Here is a 19099-nt window from a genome sequence, read left to right as displayed (position 1 = left end):
AGTATCGGTCAGTTCGGCTACTCACTCCTATACGTAGTTGCACGAAGTAGCGATCAGACTTTGCGGTGGGCCATTGTAGGGAACGCCTGCAATCGCAAAGGAAAAACAATAATGGCTAACCACACCGTTTCCATCGTCGCCGTCGGACACAGCCGTTTCGGTCGACTGAATGATTTGACCCTCGAAGATCTGATCGTGCAAGTCACCCACGAAGCGCTCGCCGATGCGGCCGTCGATGCATCTGAGATCGACGCAATTTTCCTCGGACACTTCAATTCGGGCATGGTCCCTGACGGTTTTCCGGCTTCCCTGGTGCTGCAAGCGGACCCTGCGCTTCGCTTCAAACCAGCCACCCGTTGCGAAAACGCCTGCGCTTCAGGCTCAGCCGCCATTCAGGCCGGGATCAATGCGATTCTCTCGGGCTCGGCAGACTTGGTATTGGTGGTTGGCGCTGAAAAAATGACCGCCAACAGCACTGCACAGGTGACCAAGGCCCTGGCCGGTGCGGGCTACCAGAATGATATCGAGGAATCCGGCTTCAGCTTCCCGCAGTTGTTTGGCCTGGCGGCGCAGCACTATCAACAGCGTTACCATAGCCCGCTAATGTCGATGGCGAGGATTGCCGCAAAGAACCATGCCAACGCATTGAGCAATCCCCTGGCACAGATGCATAAGGCGATGAGTTTCGAGCACTGCAACACGGTGTCCGAGAGCAACCCGTACATCGCCGAGCCGCTGCGCCTGACCGATTGCTCGCTGATCACCGATGGTGCCGCCGCCATCGTGTTGGCCTCGGCCAAGCGCGCCAAGCAGTTTCGTCGCGAAGTGCTGATTCGTTCGATGTCCCAGGTCAACGACTTCCTACCCATTTCCCAACGCGATCTGTTGGCCTTCGAAGGTCCGCAGCGAGCAATTCAGAACGCGTTGCGCAGCGCGGATGTGCCGTTGACCGAGATCAATTTCGCCGAGGTCCACGACTGTTTCACTATCGCCGAATTGCTGATCTACGAAGCCATGGGGCTGGCGCCGAGAGGCCAAGGCCATCGCGCGCTGGATGACGGCATCGTGCAGGCCGGCGGGCGACTTCCGGTCAACCTGTCCGGCGGGCTCAAGGCCAAGGGTCATCCCGTGGGCGCCACGGGCGTGTCGATGCACGCCATGGCCTTCCGACAACTGACCGGACAGGCCATCGGTATCGCTGTACCCGATGCCGAATTCGGACTGCTGTTCAACATGGGCGGAATGGCCGTGGCCAACTACGCCTCGGTGCTTCAGGCACGGAGAGCATAGCCATGAACATTGCCAATTGGCTGAATGACGCGGCCCATCGCTGGCCGATGCGTCCTGCGTTGTTCGAAGGTGATCGACAAGTGGCCGATTACCAGCAATTCTCCAAAAACGTGCAGCGGCGGGCCATGACGCTCAGCGAGCAACACGGCATTCAGCCCGGCGACCGCGTCGCCCTCTTCATGAAAAACTGCTGTCAATACCTGGAACTGCTGTACGCCATCTGGTGGGTCGGCGCGGTTGCGGTGCCGATCAACTGCAAACTGCATCGCAACGAAGCCGGCTGGATCGCCGACAACGCGCAAGCGCGGCTGATCTTTACCGACGACGGCACGCTGTTTGACCAGGCCCAGTTACCTGAAGGGTGCAGGGAATGGGTTGGGTTGAACGACATGTTCGAATTCTCGATTGAGTTGCTGCCGACCAACACTCCGGTCCCACGGCATGCCGATGATCTGGCCTGGTTGTTCTATACCTCGGGGACCACCGGGCGCTCGAAGGGCGTGATGTTATCCCACGGTAACTTGATGGCGATGTCGCTGTGTTACCCGATCGATGTCGACCCGGTGCACGAAGGTGATTCGGTGGTGTACGCCGCACCTATGTCCCACGGCGCCGGACTGTACAACTTCATCCATGTGCGTTGCGGCGCACGGCATGTGGTGCCAGTGTCTCGCGGATTCAAAGCGGTCGAGTTGTTTGAACTGGCCACTTCACTTGGCAATGTGACGCTATTCGCCGCGCCGACCATGGTCAAGCGCATGGTCGAGCAGGCACGCCAGCAAGGGTATGCCGGTGAAGGCCTGAAAACCATCGTCTACGGTGGCGCGCCGATGTACCTGGCGGACTTGCAGAATGCCGTGGACACCTTTGGCCCTCGGCTGGTGCAGATTTACGGCCAGGGTGAAAGCCCGATGACGGTCAGCGCCCTGCCCCGGGAACTGATCGCTGATCGCAACCATACGGATTGGGCACGCCTGGCATCGTCAGTGGGACGGGCGCAATCGTGCATCGAGATTCGCATCGTCGGCGCTACGCGCGAAACCCTTGGCACCGGACAGCCCGGAGAAATCGCAGTGCGCGGGGCAACGGTGATGCACGGTTACTGGCGCAACGACGCCTCGACGCGCGAGGTCCTGGTGGATGGTTGGCTGTTCACTGGCGACATCGGCTACCTCGACGCGCAGGGTTATCTGACCCTGACTGACCGTTCCAAGGACGTGATCATCACCGGCGGCAGCAACGTGTATCCGCGTGAGGTGGAAGAGGTGCTGGCAGCACATCCGGGCGTATTCGAAGTGTGCGTGGTGGGCGAGCCGGATGCGGATTGGGGCGAGTCGGTAGTGGCGTTCGTGGTCGCCCGTGACCAGAGCAGCCTGGATGAAGGTCAGCTCAACCACTGGTTTACCGAGCGCATGGCGTCGTTCAAGAAGCCGAAGAAATACCTGTTTCGCACCGAGCTGCCAAAAAACAGCTACGGAAAAATCCTCAAAACCGACCTGCGCCAATGGCTCAAGGAGGCCGCGAGCGTTGCTACATCCCAGTGAAACGCCTGTTTTCCATCAATAGAAATTTCCATCAATAAAAACAAGACAGGAATACGACGATGGCTACTCAACAACACAATCTCGCCCGGCAGCGCCGTCGCGCGTTTATCGGTGCGACGTCCGGGCACCTCATCGAATGGTATGACTACGGCGTGTATGGTTTTCTGGCGGTGTACATCGGCCAGGCGTTTTTCGTGTCGGATGACCCCGCCACCAGTTTGCTCAGCAGCTTTGCCGCGTTCGCGTTGAGCTTCTTCATTCGGCCGTTGGGCGGCCTGTTTTTCGGCCCGCTGGCCGACAAGATCGGCCGTCGCAAAACCCTGATTACCGTACTGTTCATGATGGCTGGCTCGACCTGTTTGCTGGGTTTGCTGCCCACTTACGCTTCCATCGGCATCGCGGCCCCTATCCTGCTGGTGCTGATCCGCTGCGTGCAGGGTTTCTCGGCCGGAGGCGAAATTGGCACCATCACCAGCTTCATTTCCGAGTACGCGGGCCCTGGTCGACGCGGGTTCTCCACTTGCTGGCTGATGGTGACGGCCGTGCTGGGGCTGGTGCTGGGCGGTGCTGTCGCCAACGGGATGACCTGGGTGCTCGGCGCCGAAACGATGCAGGCCGGAGGCTGGCGCATTCCGTTCCTGATCGCGGGCCCCATGGGCCTGATTTCGATGTACATCCGCCTCAAGCTGGAAGACAGCCCGGAATTTCTGGCGCTGCAAAAGGCCGGGGAAACGTCGAAGGCACCCTTGCGTGAAGTCTGGCAGTGGAAGCGGGCAATTACCTTGGTGTTTTTCATCATCACCTTGCACAGTTCAATCTTTTACCTGGTGCTGACGTTCGCCTCGACCTACATGTCGCGCATCCTGAAATTCGACAGCGGCACCACATTGTTTTACGTGTTCATCGCCAGCCTGTCGGCGGCCCTCGTGATGCCGCTGGGGGGAGCGTTCACCGACAAGTACGGGCGTAAACCATTCCTGATGGTAGTCGGGGTGTTGGCGACGCTGGCGATGTACTGGTTCTTCAAATCCGCGCCGGACGCGACGCCGGCGACGTTTTTCCTTCCGTTGATGGCGGTGGCGATCACCTTCGGGCTGTACGCCTCGTCGACCTACGCAACCATGAGCGAACTGTTGCCAACGCGTATCCGCTCGACCGGCATCGCGGTGGCCTACAACGTTCCGGTGGCCGTATTCGGCGGCAGCGCGCCGTTTATTTCAACGTGGTTGATCCAGCAAACCGGCGACATTACCTCACCGTGGTATTTCTACATTGGCACTGGTGTGATGTCGTTGATTGCCCTGACGGCGCTGCGCAAAGAAGATTTTGTAGCCGGCTCGGGGGTGGTGCAAGCACGTTCGAAGGCTTGCGAGGGTGCACAGGATTTTGTGTAGCTGGCGGGGGCGATTCGGGCTCCGCTTAAAACGAATAACGGCCCCCAACAGAAAATCCAGGTGCACCTGAGTGGGTATGTCGAGTATCGAATACATCAGGCAACGGCGTGACTTGCATTACCCGTAGCCCAGGGAATGGGCGTCCTTGCCGTCGCCGAAGGAAGCAGACTGCTAACGGCGTCAAGGCGACTGATCTGCTGCGCCGACAGTTCGACCGACAGTGCACCCAGGTTGTCGGTCAACTGGGTAACTGACCGAGGGCCGATGATGGGAACCGAACCATGTGTACCCGCCCAGGCGATTGCGACCTGCCCTGGGCTGACACCAAGTTCGTCAGCGACCGCGATCACTGTATCGAGCACCTTAGTGCGATGCTCGCTGTTCTCCGGCTGAAAAACCTTGCCATCCAACGCCTCGGCACGTCCCTTCTCCCCGTTGCGATACTTGCCGGTCAGCATGCCCCCGCCCAGTGGGGACCAGGTGACGATTCCGAGCCCCAGCGCATGAGAGGCTGGAAACAGATCAGCCTCAGGTTCACGCCGAACCAAGCTGTGCTCGAACTGCGCTGCGGCGATCGGCACTGCATGGGTGAGTTCGGCGAGGGTGACTGCCCGCGACAGCCGCCATGCTGGGAAGTTGGAGAGACCGGCGTAAAGAATCTTGCCCGCCCGCGCGAGATCCTCGAACCCTCGAACGATTTCTTCGGCAGGTGTGACATCATCCGGCCAATGCGCCCAGTAGAGGTCTATGCGATCAGTGCGCAGACGTTTCAAGCTTGCCTCCACCGAGGCCACCATCGCCTTGCGACTGTTGCCGGTGACAAGCCGGTTAGCGTCTGGTTGTGCACCCGTGGAGTATTTGGTCGCGAGTACGAAGTTCTCGCGCCGCCCCTCCAGCAGGGTGCCGAGCAGCTCTTCTGATTGCCCAAACTGGTAAACGTCTGCGCCATCGATAAAGTTGCCGCCCGCTTCGACGTACGCGTTGAAAATCGCCTTGCTGGTATCCTGATCGGCGCCATGGCCCCAGCCAGTACCGAAGTTACCCGTACCAAGAGCTACCTGTGAAACCTGCAAGCCCGTCTTGCCGAATGATAGGTATTTCATGTTTTCTCCGTTAATCACATCAGGTGCCTTTCAGCGCGCCGCCGGTGCCGATCGGCGTCCGGATCGGGTCCAAACATCGATCTCAGCCTCGGCCACCAGCGCTCATCGAAGGGGTTTTGGGGTGATCGAAGATCAGGCATGTCGTGGTGGCGTGCGCGTATAGCCTTCCATCAGGGCCGACGATCCGCCCCTCGGCCGTGGCGACCTGGCTCCCGACATGAATCACCTTGCCCTCAGCACGCACCAACGGCACCGCATCGGTCAAGGCACGCACCACATTAAGCTTCAGTTCAAGCGTGGTATAGCCTTTGCCTACCGCCAGCGTTGTATGCACGGCGCAGCCCACCGCAGAGTCCAGTAGCGTTGCGAACCAGCCACCGTGCACGGTGCCCATAGGGTTGTAATGCCTGCGCCCGGGCCGACCCTGGAAGACAGCCACGCCGGGCTCCATGTACATCGGCAAAAAGTCGAGAGTGTCTCCGATAGGTGGAGGGGGCAACTCCCCGGCAAAGATCGCCTCGAAGACTTCCATCCCCGTGAGGCCCAAAGCCTGCCCTCTGGGCATCGCATCAGGTGCCTGAAGACGATCACGGACGGCCTGCTCCTCCTCAATCCATTGCGCAACAACCTGATCGACATCCATCAGTGGCTCCTTGTTGGTATACTTGTATATGCAATAGTTGTAGGTACAATATACCGCATGAATAAACCGATCAAGCCACAAGGATGCACCAACCTTAAGCTTCGCCAGCTCACACGCATGGTGACGCGCCACTACGACCACTATGTCGCAGAGACCGGGTTGAAAAACACGCAGTACGCGCTGCTATCGCATGTCGTCAAGCTAGGGCCAATTCGTCCCGGTGATCTGGCAAAGCGCATGCAGATGGATGCTTCGACATTGACCAGGAACCTTCAGCCTTTGGCGGCCCAAGGCTTGCTGAAGGTCGGTGCAGGCGATGATTCGCGCAGCCGTCTTGTCGACGCAACCGAGGCTGGACACGCGAAGCGAGCTGAAGCACAGCGCGCCTGGAAGCTCGCGCAAACAGCACTCAACGAACTGTTGGGCATCGAGCGCGTCGCCGCATTGCACGATCTTCTGGATGCCTGCATCGAATGCCTTGGCGACGACGCGGATGACACCGCAGGGGACTGATTTTTTCGGCCGCGTACTTGAACCTGAAAGCCCTTGAAAATAAAGAAGCCAACGGATTCAAATCCATGACGACAACTTTTGCCCACTCTTCAAGCCAGGTGGCCGATGTCAAAACTACATCCTTTGCCTATCGACAGGTTGGCCTCCAAGGCGACGCTACCCACGTTGTTTTTATACAGCCGGCAGCGGAGGTGACGCATGGAGGCTAAAGGCACATTGGCGGTTATCAGCGAGCAATCTCGACCCTTGAGCCAGCCACTGACCGGGAGAGTTGTGGCGTTGCTTGCAGGATTAGCGGCTATCAGCATGCTGTCCACGAACATCATCCTGCCGGCGTTCCCCGTCATCGGTGAAGACTTGGGGGTAGACGCTCGCGAGCTTGGCCTGACGCTGTCCAGCTTTTTCATCGCCTTCGCCCTGGGTCAGTTGGTGGTCGGGCCACTGGCTGACCGCTACGGGCGCAAGAAGCTGGTGCTGGGTGGACTCGCGATCTTCGTGGTGGGCACCGTCATTGGAGGCCTCGCCACCACGCTCGATACGCTAATTGCAGGGCGCGTGATCCAGGCATTGGGCGTGTGCTCCGCCTCTGTGTTGTCGCGCGCAATTGCGCGGGATCTGTTTGAGGGAGAGGCGCTCGCTCGTGCCTTGTCGCTGACCATGATTGCCACCGCCGCAGCGCCAGGTTTTTCCCCCCTGGCTGGGAGCGTGCTGTCGGTCACGCTTGGATGGCGGGCAATTTTTATCCTGGTAGGGCTAGCGGCCATAGCGCTCGCCTTTTGCTACGTTCGCGGCCTTGGTGAAACCCACCCAGCCGACCGACGCTCGCCGCATTCAGCCAAGAGCGTAATGCAAGCCTATTGGCGGTTGACGCTGGACAAGCGCTTCATCCTGCCAGCCCTTTCGATGAGCCTGCTGATGAGCGGACTGTTCGCGTCGTTCGCCGCCGCCCCCGCTATTTTGATGAAAGGGATCGGCCTGACGTCGTTGCAGACAGGCCTGTACTTCGCCTGCACGGTATTCGTTGTGTTTGCTGCTGGCATGGCGGCACCGCGCCTGGCGCACCGTTACGGCCCGAGACTCATTACCACACTCGGTATTGCCTGTGCCGTGACAGGCGCAGGGCTACTCCTCGCAGGCCCGTCCGATCCGAGCCTTGGGTGGTATGCCCTTTCAATGGTCACGTTTCTTTGGGGCATGGGCCTGGCCAATCCACTGGGCACAGCCATCACCATGGGTCCTTTCGGCAAGGAAGCCGGGATGGCTTCCGCCCTGCTGGGCTTTTGTTCCATGGGGGCGGCTGCACTGACTACCTGGCTGGTATCGGTATTAACATTTGCGCCGGTCACGGCACTGGGCGGTGTGCAGACGACCGCCTGCCTGATCGCGCTTGCGCTGTTCCTTCTACGGGGCAGTCTCGCGAAATAACCGCGAAGTTGCTGAGGCCTTAGCGAAGGCGACCATTAAGCGTTAAGCTCCACTCGCTTCGAGTAAGGCGCCGGCGCTGCAGCATTCACGATAGCGAGCATGGGCAGCTCTAAAGTTGGCGCTGCTTAGTCGTAGGCGAACTGGTCAATCAACCCCAGACGTGGCACGTGGGTGTTTGGCCGTATTAGTGCGCCGGGAGCGATGACTGCATTTGCCCCAATTTTGCAGCCGTCTCCGACTAAGGCACCGAATTTATTCACTCCTGTCTCGATCACATTGCCTTCATGGCGGATTTTGATATCCGCACCCTCCAATTCGTTACGGTAATTGGCAATGATTGCACCTGCTTCAATATTTACACCCTCGCCAATCAACGAGTCGCCGACAAAGTTGAAATGTGCCAACTTGCTTCCACCAAGCATGAAGCTGCTTTTCATTTCGCAGCTTGGGCCAACAATGCAATTGCTGCCGAGGTAAACGCCTCCACGTAGGTAAGCGCCCGCCGCTACAAATGATCCTTCGCCGATGATGATCGCGCCTTTCAGCACCGCCCCTTGCTCGACAACGGCACTCTCGTGGATGGCACAGTTTCCATGGCGTCGATAACCCGCGCCAAGGCCTGCCAGCAAGGCCAAAACCTGGTTTTCGCAGTCTTGAGACACCATCCAGGCGGCGGGGGTACCAAGCCCAGCAAGGGCCAACGAGCAATAAACGTACTGATCTCAAGTAGCTTCATAGAAATTCTTCCGGTACAGGTAAGGTTCTGGTATCCAGGCTGCTGACAACTGGCTTTGTAACCACCAAAATCATCGCATTTGGCATAAAAATCATGCCCTGAGTTGGTCAGTGATAAACGGCGCGTACTCCGCTCCACCAGTCGAACTCCGAGCCGTGTTTCGAGCGCGGCGAGGTGACGACTGGCAGCGGCATTGGAAATTTCCAGCTTTTCAGCCGCGCGACTCAGCGTTCCCAGTTCAGCCGTGTATACGAAAAGCTCGAGCTCAGTAAATCGATCCATCCTTAGGCATCCATACAAAAAAGGGGAAGATTATTTCTGTGGTGAAAGAAAGACTTTCATTTTTAGTATTTTATTCCACCGTCTGTGGCTTTAGCGTATCGCTATAGTTTCGGCAACAGGCATCTGCCAGCCAACAGCTGATGTTCCCTAGGGAGTAGGTCACCTCAGGTCTCTCCTGACTCAAATAAAAAAGGAGGCATCTCCATGCGAAACCTAGATGAGCAGACGATCACACAAGCTGTCCTCACTCGAAATGCCGGGACCGAGAATCAGCGCCTGCATGAGATCGTAACTTCACTCGTTCAGCACCTCCACGCATTTGCGCGGGAGACTAATTTGACCGAGGAGGAATGGGAAAAGGGTATCGAGTTTCTGACCGCAATCGGTCATATCACGACCGAAAAACGACAGGAATTCATCCTCCTGTCGGATACGCTGGGCCTGTCGACGTTGGTTATCGCCCAGAATCACAAGAAGCCGGAAGGCTGCACTGAAGCCACGGTTTTCGGCCCCTTCCATGTCGCCAACGCCCCTCGTTACGACTTGGGCGAAGACATAAGTGGTGGGCTTCCAGGCTCGCCCTGGTTTGTGAAGGGCACCGTCACGGCCAAAGATGGCACCCCCATCCCACATGCGACCATCGAAGTCTGGCAAGCCGACGCCGCCGGCTTCTACGACGTTCAGAAGCCAGATATGGGGGACTACCACGGACGGGCGATTATCCAGGCCGACGCCAATGGGCATTACCACTTCCGCACGATCGTCCCTGAGTGCTACCCCATTCCACATGATGGCCCGGTTGGCAAGATGCTGGAGGCGTTAAATCGGCATCCATGGCGCCCTGCCCACCTGCACTTCATGATCACTGCCCCTGGATATCAGCGTCTAGTCACCCACGTGTTCCGAGAGGGTGGCGACTATCTGGATTCGGATGCGGTATTCGGTGTCCGTTCGTCCCTGATTGCAGACTGGGTTCGCCATGAGAGTGGAATCGATCCGTACGGGAACTCGATCGACTCGCTTTATTACACCCTGGATTTTGACTTCATCCTGCACAACGCTTAGCGCACATACATTTCTTGTCTACCAGGCTTGCAGTGTGCAGGCCATAGCAAGATCGATTATGCCTGCGATGTGGTGTTGTATTCGGAGTTTGATTCCATGGAAGCGCTGCAGGGTTAACTGAGAGCGATCCACCGGTTTTCCCCGTTCCTTTAAAGCAAACTTTTGACGCCTGAAGCAGGCTCGGGGCAGCTACCGCAAGAAGCTTTCCAACTTTTGCCAAGACGGAAATTGAGGGTGTTGAGCAAGCCTGTGCGGCTTCAGAAAAAGGCTAAATTTCAAAACAGCGGAGCCCCCTGTGGGAGTGAGCTTGCTCGCGATGACATCAGCACAGCAAACATACTTGGTGGCTGACCCACCGCTATCGCGAGCAAGCTCGCTCCCACAGGGATTGCGGCGCTCCGGACTGCCCAGCCGTCGCAAAGACCACTGAACCTATCAGTTCTGCTAGTACCCAACTGCGGCCGACCGACCGATACTCAATCGCCCTCCCTTTGAGAATCTGGAGCGACCGCCATGGAATCCACACAACCCATTCTGCGTTGCCGCTACAGCTACGACCCTCTGGATCGCCTGATCAGCCAGCTTCAACCGGAAGCCCCCGCTCACCAGCGTTTTTACTGCAAAAGCCGCCTGGCCACTGAAATACAGGGGGCGATTGGATTCAGTGTCTTTCAGAATAGCGACCTCCTGCTGGCGCAACACAAGAACCAGGGCGGTTCCGTTAAAAGCACGTTGCTGGCGACTGACCTGCAACGCTCAGTGCTGCATGCCGTCACAGCCGATCAACAGCAACACCCCATCGCCTACTCGCCTTACGGCCATCACCAGGCCGAAAGCGGATTGACCAGCCTGCTGGGCTTTAACGGCGAACGGCCGGACGCGGTGACTGGGCATTATTTATTGGGGAATGGGTATAGGGCGTTTAATCCGGTGTTGATGCGATTTAACAGCCCGGACAGTTTGAGTCCATTTGGGAAGGGAGGGACAAATTCGTATGCGTATTGCTTGGGCGACCCAATTAACAAATACGATTCCAGCGGACGATTCCCAGGTAAACGTTTGGCCGGAGCTTTAATGTCGACGAGTCCCGCAAAGCGTATACTCAAGGTATCTCCAGCCTACAAAAACGGCCCTGACACCATATTTGAAACAGTAAAAAAAACCACAACCCACACCACAAAAAAACAATGGGTAACAATGGAACGCGACGGAGAACAATGGAGAACAGTAACAACACCTAAATACACAAAGCTAAACAACAACGGAGAGGAATGGTATACGAAAACAACATCACACAACGATCAGGACAAAGAACTATATTATAAATATGCAAGCAGTGATGGAGACTTCATAAATATCCAAACCGCAATTTCCGGGAGGAACAATTACAGCTTTATGAGAGCAACACCAAACCTACAGGAACTAGCCTACCAAAAAACACCGGGACAACAATTGCAGAGTCTTTACAATAATTTTTCAATGCCAAAAATTGATATTGAATTTGAAAAAAACCTCCAAATAACAACACAACTGAACTTCCACTCTGAAGTTATCCGAACACAAACGGATGCCCGCCGCGCGTACTGGTTTAACGAACGGCGAAGTCAACTATAACCATCGCCAAATGAACTCTATCAAAGGTCCATTGTAAGCGTCCGCCCAACACCCCACCGCGTCGTCCGCGAAAGGCAAAGATCTGGCCGCAGAAGGGATCGGCTTCTAGCTGAGTTTGTACCAATGCTGCCAATCCGTCGAAGCCACGGCGCATGTCGGTGACGCCGGCGGCGATCCAGATACGGGTTCCAGCGGGAGGTGAAATCATCGCAGCAACTGCTGCAAGGTGAGGTGCAAGGTCTGCGGGTCAGGTGTGCCGGTGATGCGCAGCTTGGCTTTTCCGACTTCTATAAGGATCTCGGAATGGGATTCTTGCGGCAGCGGCGCTGCGGACGGCAAGTCGATGGGTGCTTTGATCACCTCGACTGGCAAGAATGTTGCGCTCTAGCTGACCGGGCCGAATGCGCCGTCCTGGTATTGCTGCCGCCAGCGAAAAACCATGTTGGCATTGACGTCGTGCTCGCGAGCGATCATCGACACTGAAGTGCCGGATTGATATGAAGCTTCGACGACCTTGCGTTTGAATACGGTTGGGAAGTTCGAGCGGCGACCGGGGCGACGAGCGGGAGCTATATCCAAGATAGTGTCCACTAAAAAATGGTGTCCACTATCTTGGCTAATTTGGAGAACGGTCAGGAAAGGGTGCTGATTGGACGGTTACTGAGTATCAGCTTGTGCTGGCGGTCAATGCTCAATGATATGAACGCGGTTGGTTTTACTGGGATGCACATTCGACGGTGCCAAACACAAGGTATTACGCCCCTGCCCCTTGGCTTGATAAAGCGCTGCATCCGCACGCTCAAGCAGGCTTGCCATGCTGTCATCTTCATTTGGCACCACGCAGCACACCCCCACACTGATGCGCAATGAGATGGTTGCCTCACCGAACCGCGCCGGTGACTCAGCCACCGAAGCGCGCAACTCGCCCAGAACCGCCACAGCGTTTTCGGGGCACCCGCATGCCCAAACCAATCAGGCTGATACTCGAGCCGATGATCAACAGCATGCGCGCACGCCCTTGAGCGGGGACGTAGCGGCGCGTCCAGTAGATGATCAGGCCGCACTGCACCATCAACACCAGCGTGGCGGCGAGCATTCGCGGCTCCAGGGTGTCGATCAGACTCGCCATCAATACCAACATCAATGCCGCCGGCGCGAAGATCCGCCACCAGGCGACGGGCAACTCGACGATCCGAAATACACTGGCCCCGTAGAAAGCCAGGGCTACCGCCAGCAATGTGTTCGCCGCCCCGTAGGTCAACCACAACGGGGCATGGCCGTAAAAGGTGTATCCAACGTAAGCCAGGGCATGTGCTAGCAAACCAAAGCCAATGGTCAGCAAGCCGTCACGCTGGTTGAACTGGCCGACCAATATCAGACAAAACGCCATGATCGTAGCTACTAAGGCGACACAGGCAAAAAGCGTGGGGGTATGGGCAATCATGAAGTCTCACCAGGCGATATCAGGAGCAGCTCTGATCGAGTCTAGTTGAGTAGCCGGTCAGTTTGTCGAGCACATCGATCATCAGCGTCAGAGCGCCTGTTCTACCAGCATTCAGATGCTCAAGAGTTCGGTGACGGGCAGTCGATTGGTGGTCTTCATTTCACGCAGGGAAAGGTTTGAGCGAATACTTGAAACGCCAGGGAGCTTCCTCAGGACTTTTTCGACAAAGCGGCTGTAGCTATCCAAGTCCCGTGCAACCACCTCAAGTAGAAAGTCCGCCTCGCCCGTGGTGTTGTGACAACTCAATACCTGTGGGGCCGACTGGATAATCTTTTCAAACAATGCGGTGGCTTCTTCGCTGTGATCAGTGCACGAGATCTGCACAAAAGCGGTAAGGCCTAGCCCTAGTTTCTTGCGGCTGAGTATGGCTTGGTATCCCTCGATAACGCCGCACTCTTCAAGCCGCCTCTGCTTGCGCCAACAGGACGCTTCGCTGAGGGAGAGTTGCTCGGCCAGCTTGACATTCGACAGCTTACCGTCTCGCTGCAGACGTTCTGATATTGCAAGGTCCGCCTTATCAAGTTGCTCAAGCATGAAATAACTCCTCATATTCAGATCGATAAATGAAGGTTAATTTCAGATCTTGCACTCCGTCAATTGCAACTTGAAGGGTAATTTCAAGGCGTTTATTCATAATGGAGATGCCTGGTTCGTGATGCTTCGAAGCGCGTCGAGGGTGAAAAACAACACCAGGCCGAATGACTCAGCACGGGTAGCCGGTTGAGTCCGCATCTGTCGCATCGCCCAACCCAACATAGGGAATTTGAATGAAAGCAGTCGTCTACGAAGCGTTTTCCAAGCCGCCGCGCCTGATGAACGTGGCAGATCCGTCTCCGGAACGGCATGGTGTGGTTATCCAGGTTCTTGGCACAGGTGTATGCCGCAGCGACTGGCATGGCTGGAAAGGTCATGACCCCGACATTGAACTGCCGCATGTGCCGGGTCATGAGCTCGCGGGCATCGTGGCCGAGGTGGGAAAAGACGTCACGCGATGGAAGGTCGGCGACCGTGTGACCGTGCCGTTCGTGGGCGGGTGTGGTGCTTGCGCAGAGTGCAACAGCGGCAATCAGCAGGTGTGCCACAAGCAGTTCCAACCTGGCTTCACTCATTGGGGTTCTTTTGCCGAGTACGTCGGCATCCATCAGGCCGATCTGAACCTGGTCTCATTGCCTGAGAGCATGGAATTCGCTACCGCCGCAAGCCTGGGTTGTCGCTTCGCCACCTCGTTCCGTGCAGTCGTTGACCAAGGCAAAGTCAGCGCCGGCCAGTGGGTAGCGGTTCATGGTTGCGGAGGAGTCGGCCTGTCTGCGGTGATGATCGCCCACGCCATCGGCGCGAACGTGATCGCCATCGATATTTGCGAGGAAAAACTCGAACTGGCACGCGCGCTAGGCGCTGTCGCCACCCTCAATGCCCAGTGCGTCGCGGACGTCACCGAAGCCGTGCTGGAAATCACCCAGGGTGGTGCCCACGTCTCGCTGGACGCCTTGGGTCACCCCACCACCTGCTTCAACTCCATCAACAACCTGCGCCGTCGCGGCAAACACGTCCAGGTGGGGCTGATGCTCGCTGATCACGCCACGCCGGCGGTCCCCATGAGCAAGGTGATTGCGCACGAACTGGAGATCTACGGCAGCCACGGCATGCAAGCGCATCGTTATGACGCCATGCTCGAGATGATCACCTCAGGCAAGCTGGCGCCTGAAAAACTCGTGGGTAAAACCATCAGCCTGGAGCAGTCTATCGACGCGTTGACCAATATGGATCGGTTCGAGACGGCTGGTGTAACCGTCATAACCGAGTTTTAACCCGCGACGCCAGCCGAAGCCGCGCTGCAGAGCGCGGCTTTCCCCTACTCTGTCTCCACCTCATTGAGCGACAACGAAGCAAACATTTGCGCGCGGCACACCTCCAGGATCTCATCCGCCAGGGCGGAGTCATCCGGGCAGGCACGCGACAAAACAATCGCACCGACCGCACGGGACAGCAGGTCGATCATCTTCTTTCTCCCCTCATCCGCAGCGGCATCCGGCCTCGTCGGGTATTTCTCCCCCAGTGTCTGCAGGGTGTGCTCGATCCCTTCGGCAAACGTCGCTTTCAAATCATCCGTTTGACGCGCCGCGTCGCCACACAACGCCGCCATGGTGCAACCCGTGCCGCGTCCATCGCGATGTTCGCGGGTCACATAGACGTCGATGAAGCCCGCAACATCGAGCGTTTCAGCAGCCGCCAGGGATTTGGAAAGGCTGCAGGCCGAGGCTTCGGCCATCAGGTCGGCTTTCGAAGCGAAATGCTTGTAGAACCCGCCGTGGGTGAAGCCGGCGGCCGCCATGAGATCTGCCACACCGACGCCGTCGAAGCCGCGTTGACGAAACAGCTCGGAGGCCGTTTCAACGATGTGCTCCCGATTGGCCTGCGCCTGGGCCTTGGTCACTCTCACGTGCAATACCTCATGTGCATTGGGAAGTCATGCCCGCAATGATACATAGATGTTGGTCATAATCAAAACCATTGACAGTTTAGATTTCGATCATCATCCTAATTGCACACACCACCGACCTCCATCAACGGGCACGGAAGACATACCAGATGAGCGACCAGAATCTGTTCACCCCCTACACCCTCGGCACCCTTACGCTGTCGAACCGTATCGTCCTCGCGCCACTGACCCGCAACCGCGCAGGCGCAGGCTTGGTGCCAAGCCAGTTCGCGGCCACCTATTACAGCCAGCGCGCGAGCGCAGGCCTGCTGATCAGCGAAGCGACGCAGATCTCCCAGCAAGGCCAGGGCTATCAGGACACCCCCGGGATCTACACGCAGGCGCAAATAGAGGGCTGGCGTGAAGTGACCACTGCCGTCCACGCCAAGGGCGGAAAAATCTTCCTGCAACTTTGGCATGTCGGCCGCGTGTCGCACGTTGACCTACAGGAAAACGGCGCCGCCCCCGTGGCCCCTTCGGCAGTGCGCGCCGCGACAAAAGTATTCGTCAACAACCGCTTTGAAGACGTCAGCGAGCCGCGCGCACTGGACATCAACGAACTACCGGGGATCGTCGCCGACTTTCGCCAGGCCGCGGCAAACGCTGTAGCCGCCGGGTTCGATGGCGTAGAGATTCACGGCGCCAACGGCTATCTGCTGGATCAGTTCCTCAAGGACAGCGCCAACGTGCGCACCGATACCTACGGCGGTTCGATCGAAAATCGTGCGCGCCTGTTGCTCGAGGTGACGGCCGCCGTCGTCGATGAAATCGGCAGGGATCGTACTGGCGTGCGCTTGTCGCCGGTGTCGCCAGCCAATGGCGTTTCCAGCAGCGATCCGCAGGCGCAATTCGATTACGTCGTCGATCAACTCGCCGCCCTCGGCGTGGTGTACCTGCATGTGGTCGAAGGCGCGACCGGTGGCCCGCGTGATGTGGCGCCCTTCGATTTCGGCGCCCTGCGCCGGCGTTTCAAAGACACCTACATCGCCAACAATGGTTATGACCTGGACCTGGCGACTTCGCAAGTCGCCGCAGACCAGGCCGATCTGATCGCGTTCGGGCGCCCGTTCATTGGCAATCCGGACCTGGTGGAACGCCTGCGCAGTGGCGCGCCATTGTCCGCCTTCAATCCCGCAACCCTCTATGGCGGCGGCTCGGCGGGCTACATCGACTACCCGACATTGGCTGAATCTAGCGCCAGCGCAAGCTGAGCATCAGTGATCGCGCTTGCTGTCATCACCCATCCTGCAAGAGATATGACCCCATGAGCACTCGTCCTACTGTTCTTATCACCGGCGCCTCCACCGGCATTGGCGCCGTCTACGCCGAACGTTTCGCCGAACGCGGCCACGACCTGGTATTGGTCGCCCGCGACCAGGCTCGCATGGATGCACTGGCAGCCCGGTTGCGCAGCACACACCAGGTCGCCATCGATGTCATTCCAGCGGACTTGACCCAACTCGGCGACCTGACAACCGTGGAGTCCCGACTGCGCGACGACGCCCGTATCGGCATCCTCGTCAATAATGCCGGCGCGGCGCTGTCCGGCCAGTTCATCGAGCAAAGCACCGAGAGCATTGCGCAACTGGTCGCCCTCAACACCACGGCCCTGGTGCGACTCGCCAGCGCCATCGCCCCGCGCCTGGCCAAGACCGGCGATGGTGCAATCATCAACATCGGTTCGGTGGTGGGCCTTGCGCCAGAGTTCGGCATGACGGTCTACGGTGCGACCAAGGCGTTTGCGCTGTTCCTCTCCCAGGGCCTGAGCCTGGAACTTTCGCCTCGGGGCGTCTATGTGCAGGCCGTGTTGCCGGCCGCTACCCGCACGGAGATCTGGGATCGTTCCGGCGTCGACATCAACACCTTGAATGAAATCATGGAAGTCGGCGACCTGGTGGATGCCGCACTGGTCGGTTTTGATCGGCGTGAGCCGGTGACTATCCCGCCGCTGCAGGAAGCTGAGCGCTGGGATGGCCTGCAGACCGCACGCCAGGGCCTGCTGCAGCAGATCCGCCAGTCTGCGGTTGCCCAGCGCTACCAAAACCCGGCGTGATTGTTTTGTAGCGAACGGCAACGCCGCAAACCCTGCGCCCACCCTTATTGCAATCGACAAGAGCCACACAACGATGAAGGCATTTTTAATTGATCGCTATGGCAAGCACACCGGGCGCATTGGCGAAGCGCCCGCCCCCACGGTGGGCGCCGAGGATGTGTTGATCGAGGTGCACGCCAGCAGCGTCAACGTGCTGGACTCGAAGATCCGCAAAGGCGAATTCAAACTGATCCTGCCCTATGCATTACCGCTGATATTGGGCAATGACCTGGCGGGCGTGGTGGTGGAGGTTGGCTCGCAAGTGACGCGTTTCAAACCGGGAGACCAAGTCTATGCTCGCCCGCCCGAAGCGCGGATCGGGACGTTCGCTCAATTGATCGCGGTTAACCAAAACGCGATCGCCCTGAAACCTGCCAATACCAACATGGCACAGGCTGCGTCCATCCCCTTGGTCGCGCTGACGGCCTGGCAGGTGCTGGTGGAAACCGCGCAATTGAAAAAGGGCCAGAAAGTGCTGATCCACGCTGGCTCCGGCGGTGTCGGCAGCCTCGCCATCCAACTGGCCAAACACCTCGGCGCCTTTGTCGCGACCACCACCAGCACCAGCAATGTCGAATGGGTGAAGGCGCTGGGGGCCGATGTGGTGATCGACTACAGCCAGCAGAACTTCGAAAGTGTCTTGCACGACTATGACCTGGTGTTGAACAGCCTCGGCGCCGACGTACTGGAGAAATCACTCAAGGTCCTCAAGCCCGGTGGCCAACTCATTTCCATCTCCGGGCCACCCACTGCGCAGTTCGCTCAGGAGCAAGGGTTGTCCTGGCCACTGCAACAAATCATGCGCCTGCTGAGCCTGGGTATTCGGCGCAAGGCACGCAAGCAGAACGTCAGTTACGGGTTCGTGTTCATGCGGGCCAATGGCGCCCAACTGCAACACATTACCGAGCTGGTTGAGGCCGGAATCATCAAGCCTGTGGTTGACCGCTGTTTCGACTTTGAATCCACGGCCGAGGCCTTGCAGTACGTCGAGCTGGGACGCGCCAAGGGTAAGGTGGTAGTTATCCTCAAATGAACAAGGTGCCTAGCGATGAATCGACCGCAGACACTGCGCAGCCTTTGCCGCTTCAACCGTCATCGCCCGTGGTGACGCCGCCAGAGTTGCGCAAGCAGCAGCCCGTTGAACCGCCTGTAATCGTTTGGCGCCGCTTGATGCTTGAGCAGTAGGATGCCCCTCAAGACTTGGGCTTTCCTGACACTAGCGTAGGTATCTTCACAACTGTGGTGCGACTTTCCATCTGTGGAGAGAGAGACCTGCTTGGGTCTTGAGCTCTGGGCCTCTGGGGTGTTGGATTAGACCGCGTACATATCCATTTTTGCGGTAACGGCCTCCTATGGTTCCGCTTTTACAGCGGCTCACTTTTGGAGGAGCCCAAAAGTAAGCAAAAGGCTCTTGC

20 protein-coding genes and 2 pseudogenes are annotated in these 19099 nt (G+C 57.9%); 11 read left to right on the top strand and 11 right to left on the bottom strand.

All coding sequences use genetic code 11. The features are described 5' to 3' along the window. Window positions 1-111: 111 nt before the first annotated feature. From ACIOVD_RS15300 to ACIOVD_RS15290, 3 genes are read left to right on the top strand one after another with little or no spacing between them, the layout of a single operon-like run. Window positions 112-1290, top strand: coding sequence for an acetyl-CoA acetyltransferase (locus ACIOVD_RS15300; protein WP_401128786.1), 1179 nt, complete (start codon window positions 112-114; stop codon window positions 1288-1290). Window positions 1291-1292: 2 nt separating this feature from the next. Next, window positions 1293-2834 (top strand): class I adenylate-forming enzyme family protein, encoded by a 1542-nt coding sequence (locus tag ACIOVD_RS15295; RefSeq protein WP_401128783.1) that lies wholly within the window; start codon window positions 1293-1295, stop codon window positions 2832-2834. Window positions 2835-2893: 59 nt separating this feature from the next. Continuing rightward, window positions 2894-4228 carry an MFS transporter gene (locus tag ACIOVD_RS15290; RefSeq protein ID WP_159995695.1) on the top strand — a complete coding sequence of 445 codons (1335 nt, stop codon included), beginning with the start codon at window positions 2894-2896 and terminating at the stop codon, window positions 4226-4228. 95 nt (window positions 4229-4323) lie between these two features. On the opposite strand, the gene ACIOVD_RS15285 is transcribed toward ACIOVD_RS15290, so the two are convergent. Together ACIOVD_RS15285 and ACIOVD_RS15280 are read right to left on the bottom strand one after the other, a co-directional pair. Beyond that, on the bottom strand, window positions 4324-5331 hold the full coding sequence (locus ACIOVD_RS15285; RefSeq protein ID WP_401128780.1) for an aldo/keto reductase: 1008 nt from the start codon (window positions 5329-5331) through the stop codon (window positions 4324-4326). A gap of 82 nt (window positions 5332-5413) precedes the next feature. Beyond that, a complete protein-coding gene (locus tag ACIOVD_RS15280; RefSeq protein ID WP_401128778.1) occupies window positions 5414-5974 on the bottom strand; it encodes a PaaI family thioesterase in 561 nt (186 codons plus the stop codon). A gap of 57 nt (window positions 5975-6031) precedes the next feature. On the opposite strand from ACIOVD_RS15280, the gene ACIOVD_RS15275 reads away from it, so the two are divergent. Together ACIOVD_RS15275 and ACIOVD_RS15270 are read left to right on the top strand one after the other, a co-directional pair. Beyond that, complete coding sequence (locus tag ACIOVD_RS15275; protein ID WP_095168886.1) at window positions 6032-6487, top strand: MarR family winged helix-turn-helix transcriptional regulator; 456 nt, start codon at window positions 6032-6034, stop codon at window positions 6485-6487. 198 nt (window positions 6488-6685) lie between these two features. Beyond that, window positions 6686-7912, top strand: a complete 1227-nt coding sequence (locus ACIOVD_RS15270; RefSeq protein WP_401128775.1) for a multidrug effflux MFS transporter — start codon at window positions 6686-6688, stop codon at window positions 7910-7912. 125 nt (window positions 7913-8037) lie between these two features. Here the strand turns inward: ACIOVD_RS15270 and ACIOVD_RS15265 are convergent. Both ACIOVD_RS15265 and ACIOVD_RS15260 read right to left on the bottom strand, forming a co-directional pair. Further along, window positions 8038-8648, bottom strand: a pseudogene (locus ACIOVD_RS15265) (transferase). 108 nt (window positions 8649-8756) lie between these two features. After that, window positions 8757-8930, bottom strand: a pseudogene (locus tag ACIOVD_RS15260) (LysR family transcriptional regulator); the annotation flags it as partial. A gap of 204 nt (window positions 8931-9134) precedes the next feature. On the opposite strand from ACIOVD_RS15260, the gene ACIOVD_RS15255 reads away from it, so the two are divergent. After that, on the top strand, window positions 9135-9995 hold the full coding sequence (locus ACIOVD_RS15255) for an intradiol ring-cleavage dioxygenase (protein WP_401128772.1): 861 nt from the start codon (window positions 9135-9137) through the stop codon (window positions 9993-9995). A 513-nt stretch (window positions 9996-10508) separates the two neighbouring features. Beyond that, on the top strand, window positions 10509-11609 hold the full coding sequence (locus ACIOVD_RS15250) for an RHS repeat-associated core domain-containing protein (protein WP_401128769.1): 1101 nt from the start codon (window positions 10509-10511) through the stop codon (window positions 11607-11609). On the opposite strand, the gene tnpB is transcribed toward ACIOVD_RS15250, so the two are convergent. From tnpB to ACIOVD_RS15220, 6 genes are all read right to left on the bottom strand, one after another. Beyond that, window positions 11584-11817: an IS66 family insertion sequence element accessory protein TnpB gene (gene tnpB, locus ACIOVD_RS15245; protein ID WP_401128766.1), complete on the bottom strand. Its 234-nt coding sequence runs from the start codon at window positions 11815-11817 to the stop codon at window positions 11584-11586. The genes ACIOVD_RS15250 and tnpB overlap by 26 nt on opposite strands. Then, window positions 11814-11969 carry a hypothetical protein gene (locus ACIOVD_RS15240; RefSeq protein WP_401128763.1) on the bottom strand — a complete coding sequence of 52 codons (156 nt, stop codon included), beginning with the start codon at window positions 11967-11969 and terminating at the stop codon, window positions 11814-11816. The genes tnpB and ACIOVD_RS15240 overlap by 4 nt, the downstream gene beginning before the upstream one ends. A 24-nt stretch (window positions 11970-11993) precedes the next feature. After that, a complete protein-coding gene (locus ACIOVD_RS15235) occupies window positions 11994-12188 on the bottom strand; it encodes a transposase (RefSeq protein WP_401128760.1) in 195 nt (64 codons plus the stop codon). 105 nt (window positions 12189-12293) lie between these two features. Then, window positions 12294-12518 carry a GGDEF domain-containing protein gene (locus ACIOVD_RS15230; RefSeq protein ID WP_401128758.1) on the bottom strand — a complete coding sequence of 75 codons (225 nt, stop codon included), beginning with the start codon at window positions 12516-12518 and terminating at the stop codon, window positions 12294-12296. Next, complete coding sequence (locus ACIOVD_RS15225) at window positions 12511-13053, bottom strand: hypothetical protein (RefSeq protein ID WP_401128755.1); 543 nt, start codon at window positions 13051-13053, stop codon at window positions 12511-12513. Before ACIOVD_RS15225 ends, ACIOVD_RS15230 begins: the two co-directional genes overlap by 8 nt. 111 nt (window positions 13054-13164) lie before the next feature. Next, a complete protein-coding gene (locus ACIOVD_RS15220; protein WP_095168889.1) occupies window positions 13165-13647 on the bottom strand; it encodes an Lrp/AsnC family transcriptional regulator in 483 nt (160 codons plus the stop codon). A gap of 233 nt (window positions 13648-13880) precedes the next feature. On the opposite strand from ACIOVD_RS15220, the gene ACIOVD_RS15215 reads away from it, so the two are divergent. Next, a complete protein-coding gene (locus ACIOVD_RS15215) occupies window positions 13881-14921 on the top strand; it encodes a zinc-dependent alcohol dehydrogenase family protein (RefSeq protein WP_401128752.1) in 1041 nt (346 codons plus the stop codon). 44 nt (window positions 14922-14965) lie between these two features. Here ACIOVD_RS15215 and ACIOVD_RS15210 read toward each other — a convergent pair whose 3' ends face one another. Beyond that, the gene (locus tag ACIOVD_RS15210; RefSeq protein ID WP_177440653.1) at window positions 14966-15553 is read right to left on the bottom strand and encodes a TetR family transcriptional regulator; all 588 of its coding nucleotides are present in this window, start codon (window positions 15551-15553) and stop codon (window positions 14966-14968) included. A 149-nt stretch (window positions 15554-15702) separates the two neighbouring features. Here ACIOVD_RS15210 and ACIOVD_RS15205 point away from each other — a divergent pair, with 149 nt between their 5' ends. From ACIOVD_RS15205 to ACIOVD_RS15195, 3 genes are all read left to right on the top strand, one after another. Next, window positions 15703-16803: an alkene reductase gene (locus ACIOVD_RS15205; RefSeq protein WP_401128749.1), complete on the top strand. Its 1101-nt coding sequence runs from the start codon at window positions 15703-15705 to the stop codon at window positions 16801-16803. Between the two features lie 53 nt (window positions 16804-16856). Next, window positions 16857-17645 carry an SDR family NAD(P)-dependent oxidoreductase gene (locus tag ACIOVD_RS15200; RefSeq protein WP_401128746.1) on the top strand — a complete coding sequence of 263 codons (789 nt, stop codon included), beginning with the start codon at window positions 16857-16859 and terminating at the stop codon, window positions 17643-17645. A 73-nt stretch (window positions 17646-17718) separates the two neighbouring features. Next, window positions 17719-18717, top strand: a complete 999-nt coding sequence (locus ACIOVD_RS15195) for an NADP-dependent oxidoreductase (RefSeq protein ID WP_401128743.1) — start codon at window positions 17719-17721, stop codon at window positions 18715-18717. Window positions 18718-19099: the final 382 nt, after the last annotated feature.

It is taken from the genome of Pseudomonas sp. NPDC087626, assembly GCF_044743405.1.
In the GTDB taxonomy this organism is placed as follows: domain Bacteria; phylum Pseudomonadota; class Gammaproteobacteria; order Pseudomonadales; family Pseudomonadaceae; genus Aquipseudomonas.
Note: the sequence above shows the minus strand (reverse complement) of the source record. Positions and strands in the feature narration are given on the sequence as shown.

What these genes read in the sequence shown, in the direction of transcription:
- ACIOVD_RS15300 (WP_401128786.1), top strand. Translation starts at nt 112, where the DNA reads ATGGCTAACCACACCGTTTCCATCGTCGCCGTCGGACACAGCCGTTTC.
- ACIOVD_RS15295 (WP_401128783.1), top strand. Translation starts at nt 1,293, where the DNA reads ATGAACATTGCCAATTGGCTGAATGACGCGGCCCATCGCTGGCCGATG.
- ACIOVD_RS15290 (WP_159995695.1), top strand. Translation starts at nt 2,894, where the DNA reads ATGGCTACTCAACAACACAATCTCGCCCGGCAGCGCCGTCGCGCGTTT.
- ACIOVD_RS15285 (WP_401128780.1), bottom strand. Translation starts at nt 5,331, where the DNA reads ATGAAATACCTATCATTCGGCAAGACGGGCTTGCAGGTTTCACAGGTA.
- ACIOVD_RS15280 (WP_401128778.1), bottom strand. Translation starts at nt 5,974, where the DNA reads ATGGATGTCGATCAGGTTGTTGCGCAATGGATTGAGGAGGAGCAGGCC.
- ACIOVD_RS15275 (WP_095168886.1), top strand. Translation starts at nt 6,032, where the DNA reads ATGAATAAACCGATCAAGCCACAAGGATGCACCAACCTTAAGCTTCGC.
- ACIOVD_RS15270 (WP_401128775.1), top strand. Translation starts at nt 6,686, where the DNA reads ATGGAGGCTAAAGGCACATTGGCGGTTATCAGCGAGCAATCTCGACCC.
- ACIOVD_RS15255 (WP_401128772.1), top strand. Translation starts at nt 9,135, where the DNA reads ATGCGAAACCTAGATGAGCAGACGATCACACAAGCTGTCCTCACTCGA.
- ACIOVD_RS15250 (WP_401128769.1), top strand. Translation starts at nt 10,509, where the DNA reads ATGGAATCCACACAACCCATTCTGCGTTGCCGCTACAGCTACGACCCT.
- tnpB (WP_401128766.1), bottom strand. Translation starts at nt 11,817, where the DNA reads ATGATTTCACCTCCCGCTGGAACCCGTATCTGGATCGCCGCCGGCGTC.
- ACIOVD_RS15225 (WP_401128755.1), bottom strand. Translation starts at nt 13,053, where the DNA reads ATGATTGCCCATACCCCCACGCTTTTTGCCTGTGTCGCCTTAGTAGCT.
- ACIOVD_RS15220 (WP_095168889.1), bottom strand. Translation starts at nt 13,647, where the DNA reads ATGCTTGAGCAACTTGATAAGGCGGACCTTGCAATATCAGAACGTCTG.
- ACIOVD_RS15215 (WP_401128752.1), top strand. Translation starts at nt 13,881, where the DNA reads ATGAAAGCAGTCGTCTACGAAGCGTTTTCCAAGCCGCCGCGCCTGATG.
- ACIOVD_RS15205 (WP_401128749.1), top strand. Translation starts at nt 15,703, where the DNA reads ATGAGCGACCAGAATCTGTTCACCCCCTACACCCTCGGCACCCTTACG.
- ACIOVD_RS15200 (WP_401128746.1), top strand. Translation starts at nt 16,857, where the DNA reads ATGAGCACTCGTCCTACTGTTCTTATCACCGGCGCCTCCACCGGCATT.
- ACIOVD_RS15195 (WP_401128743.1), top strand. Translation starts at nt 17,719, where the DNA reads ATGAAGGCATTTTTAATTGATCGCTATGGCAAGCACACCGGGCGCATT.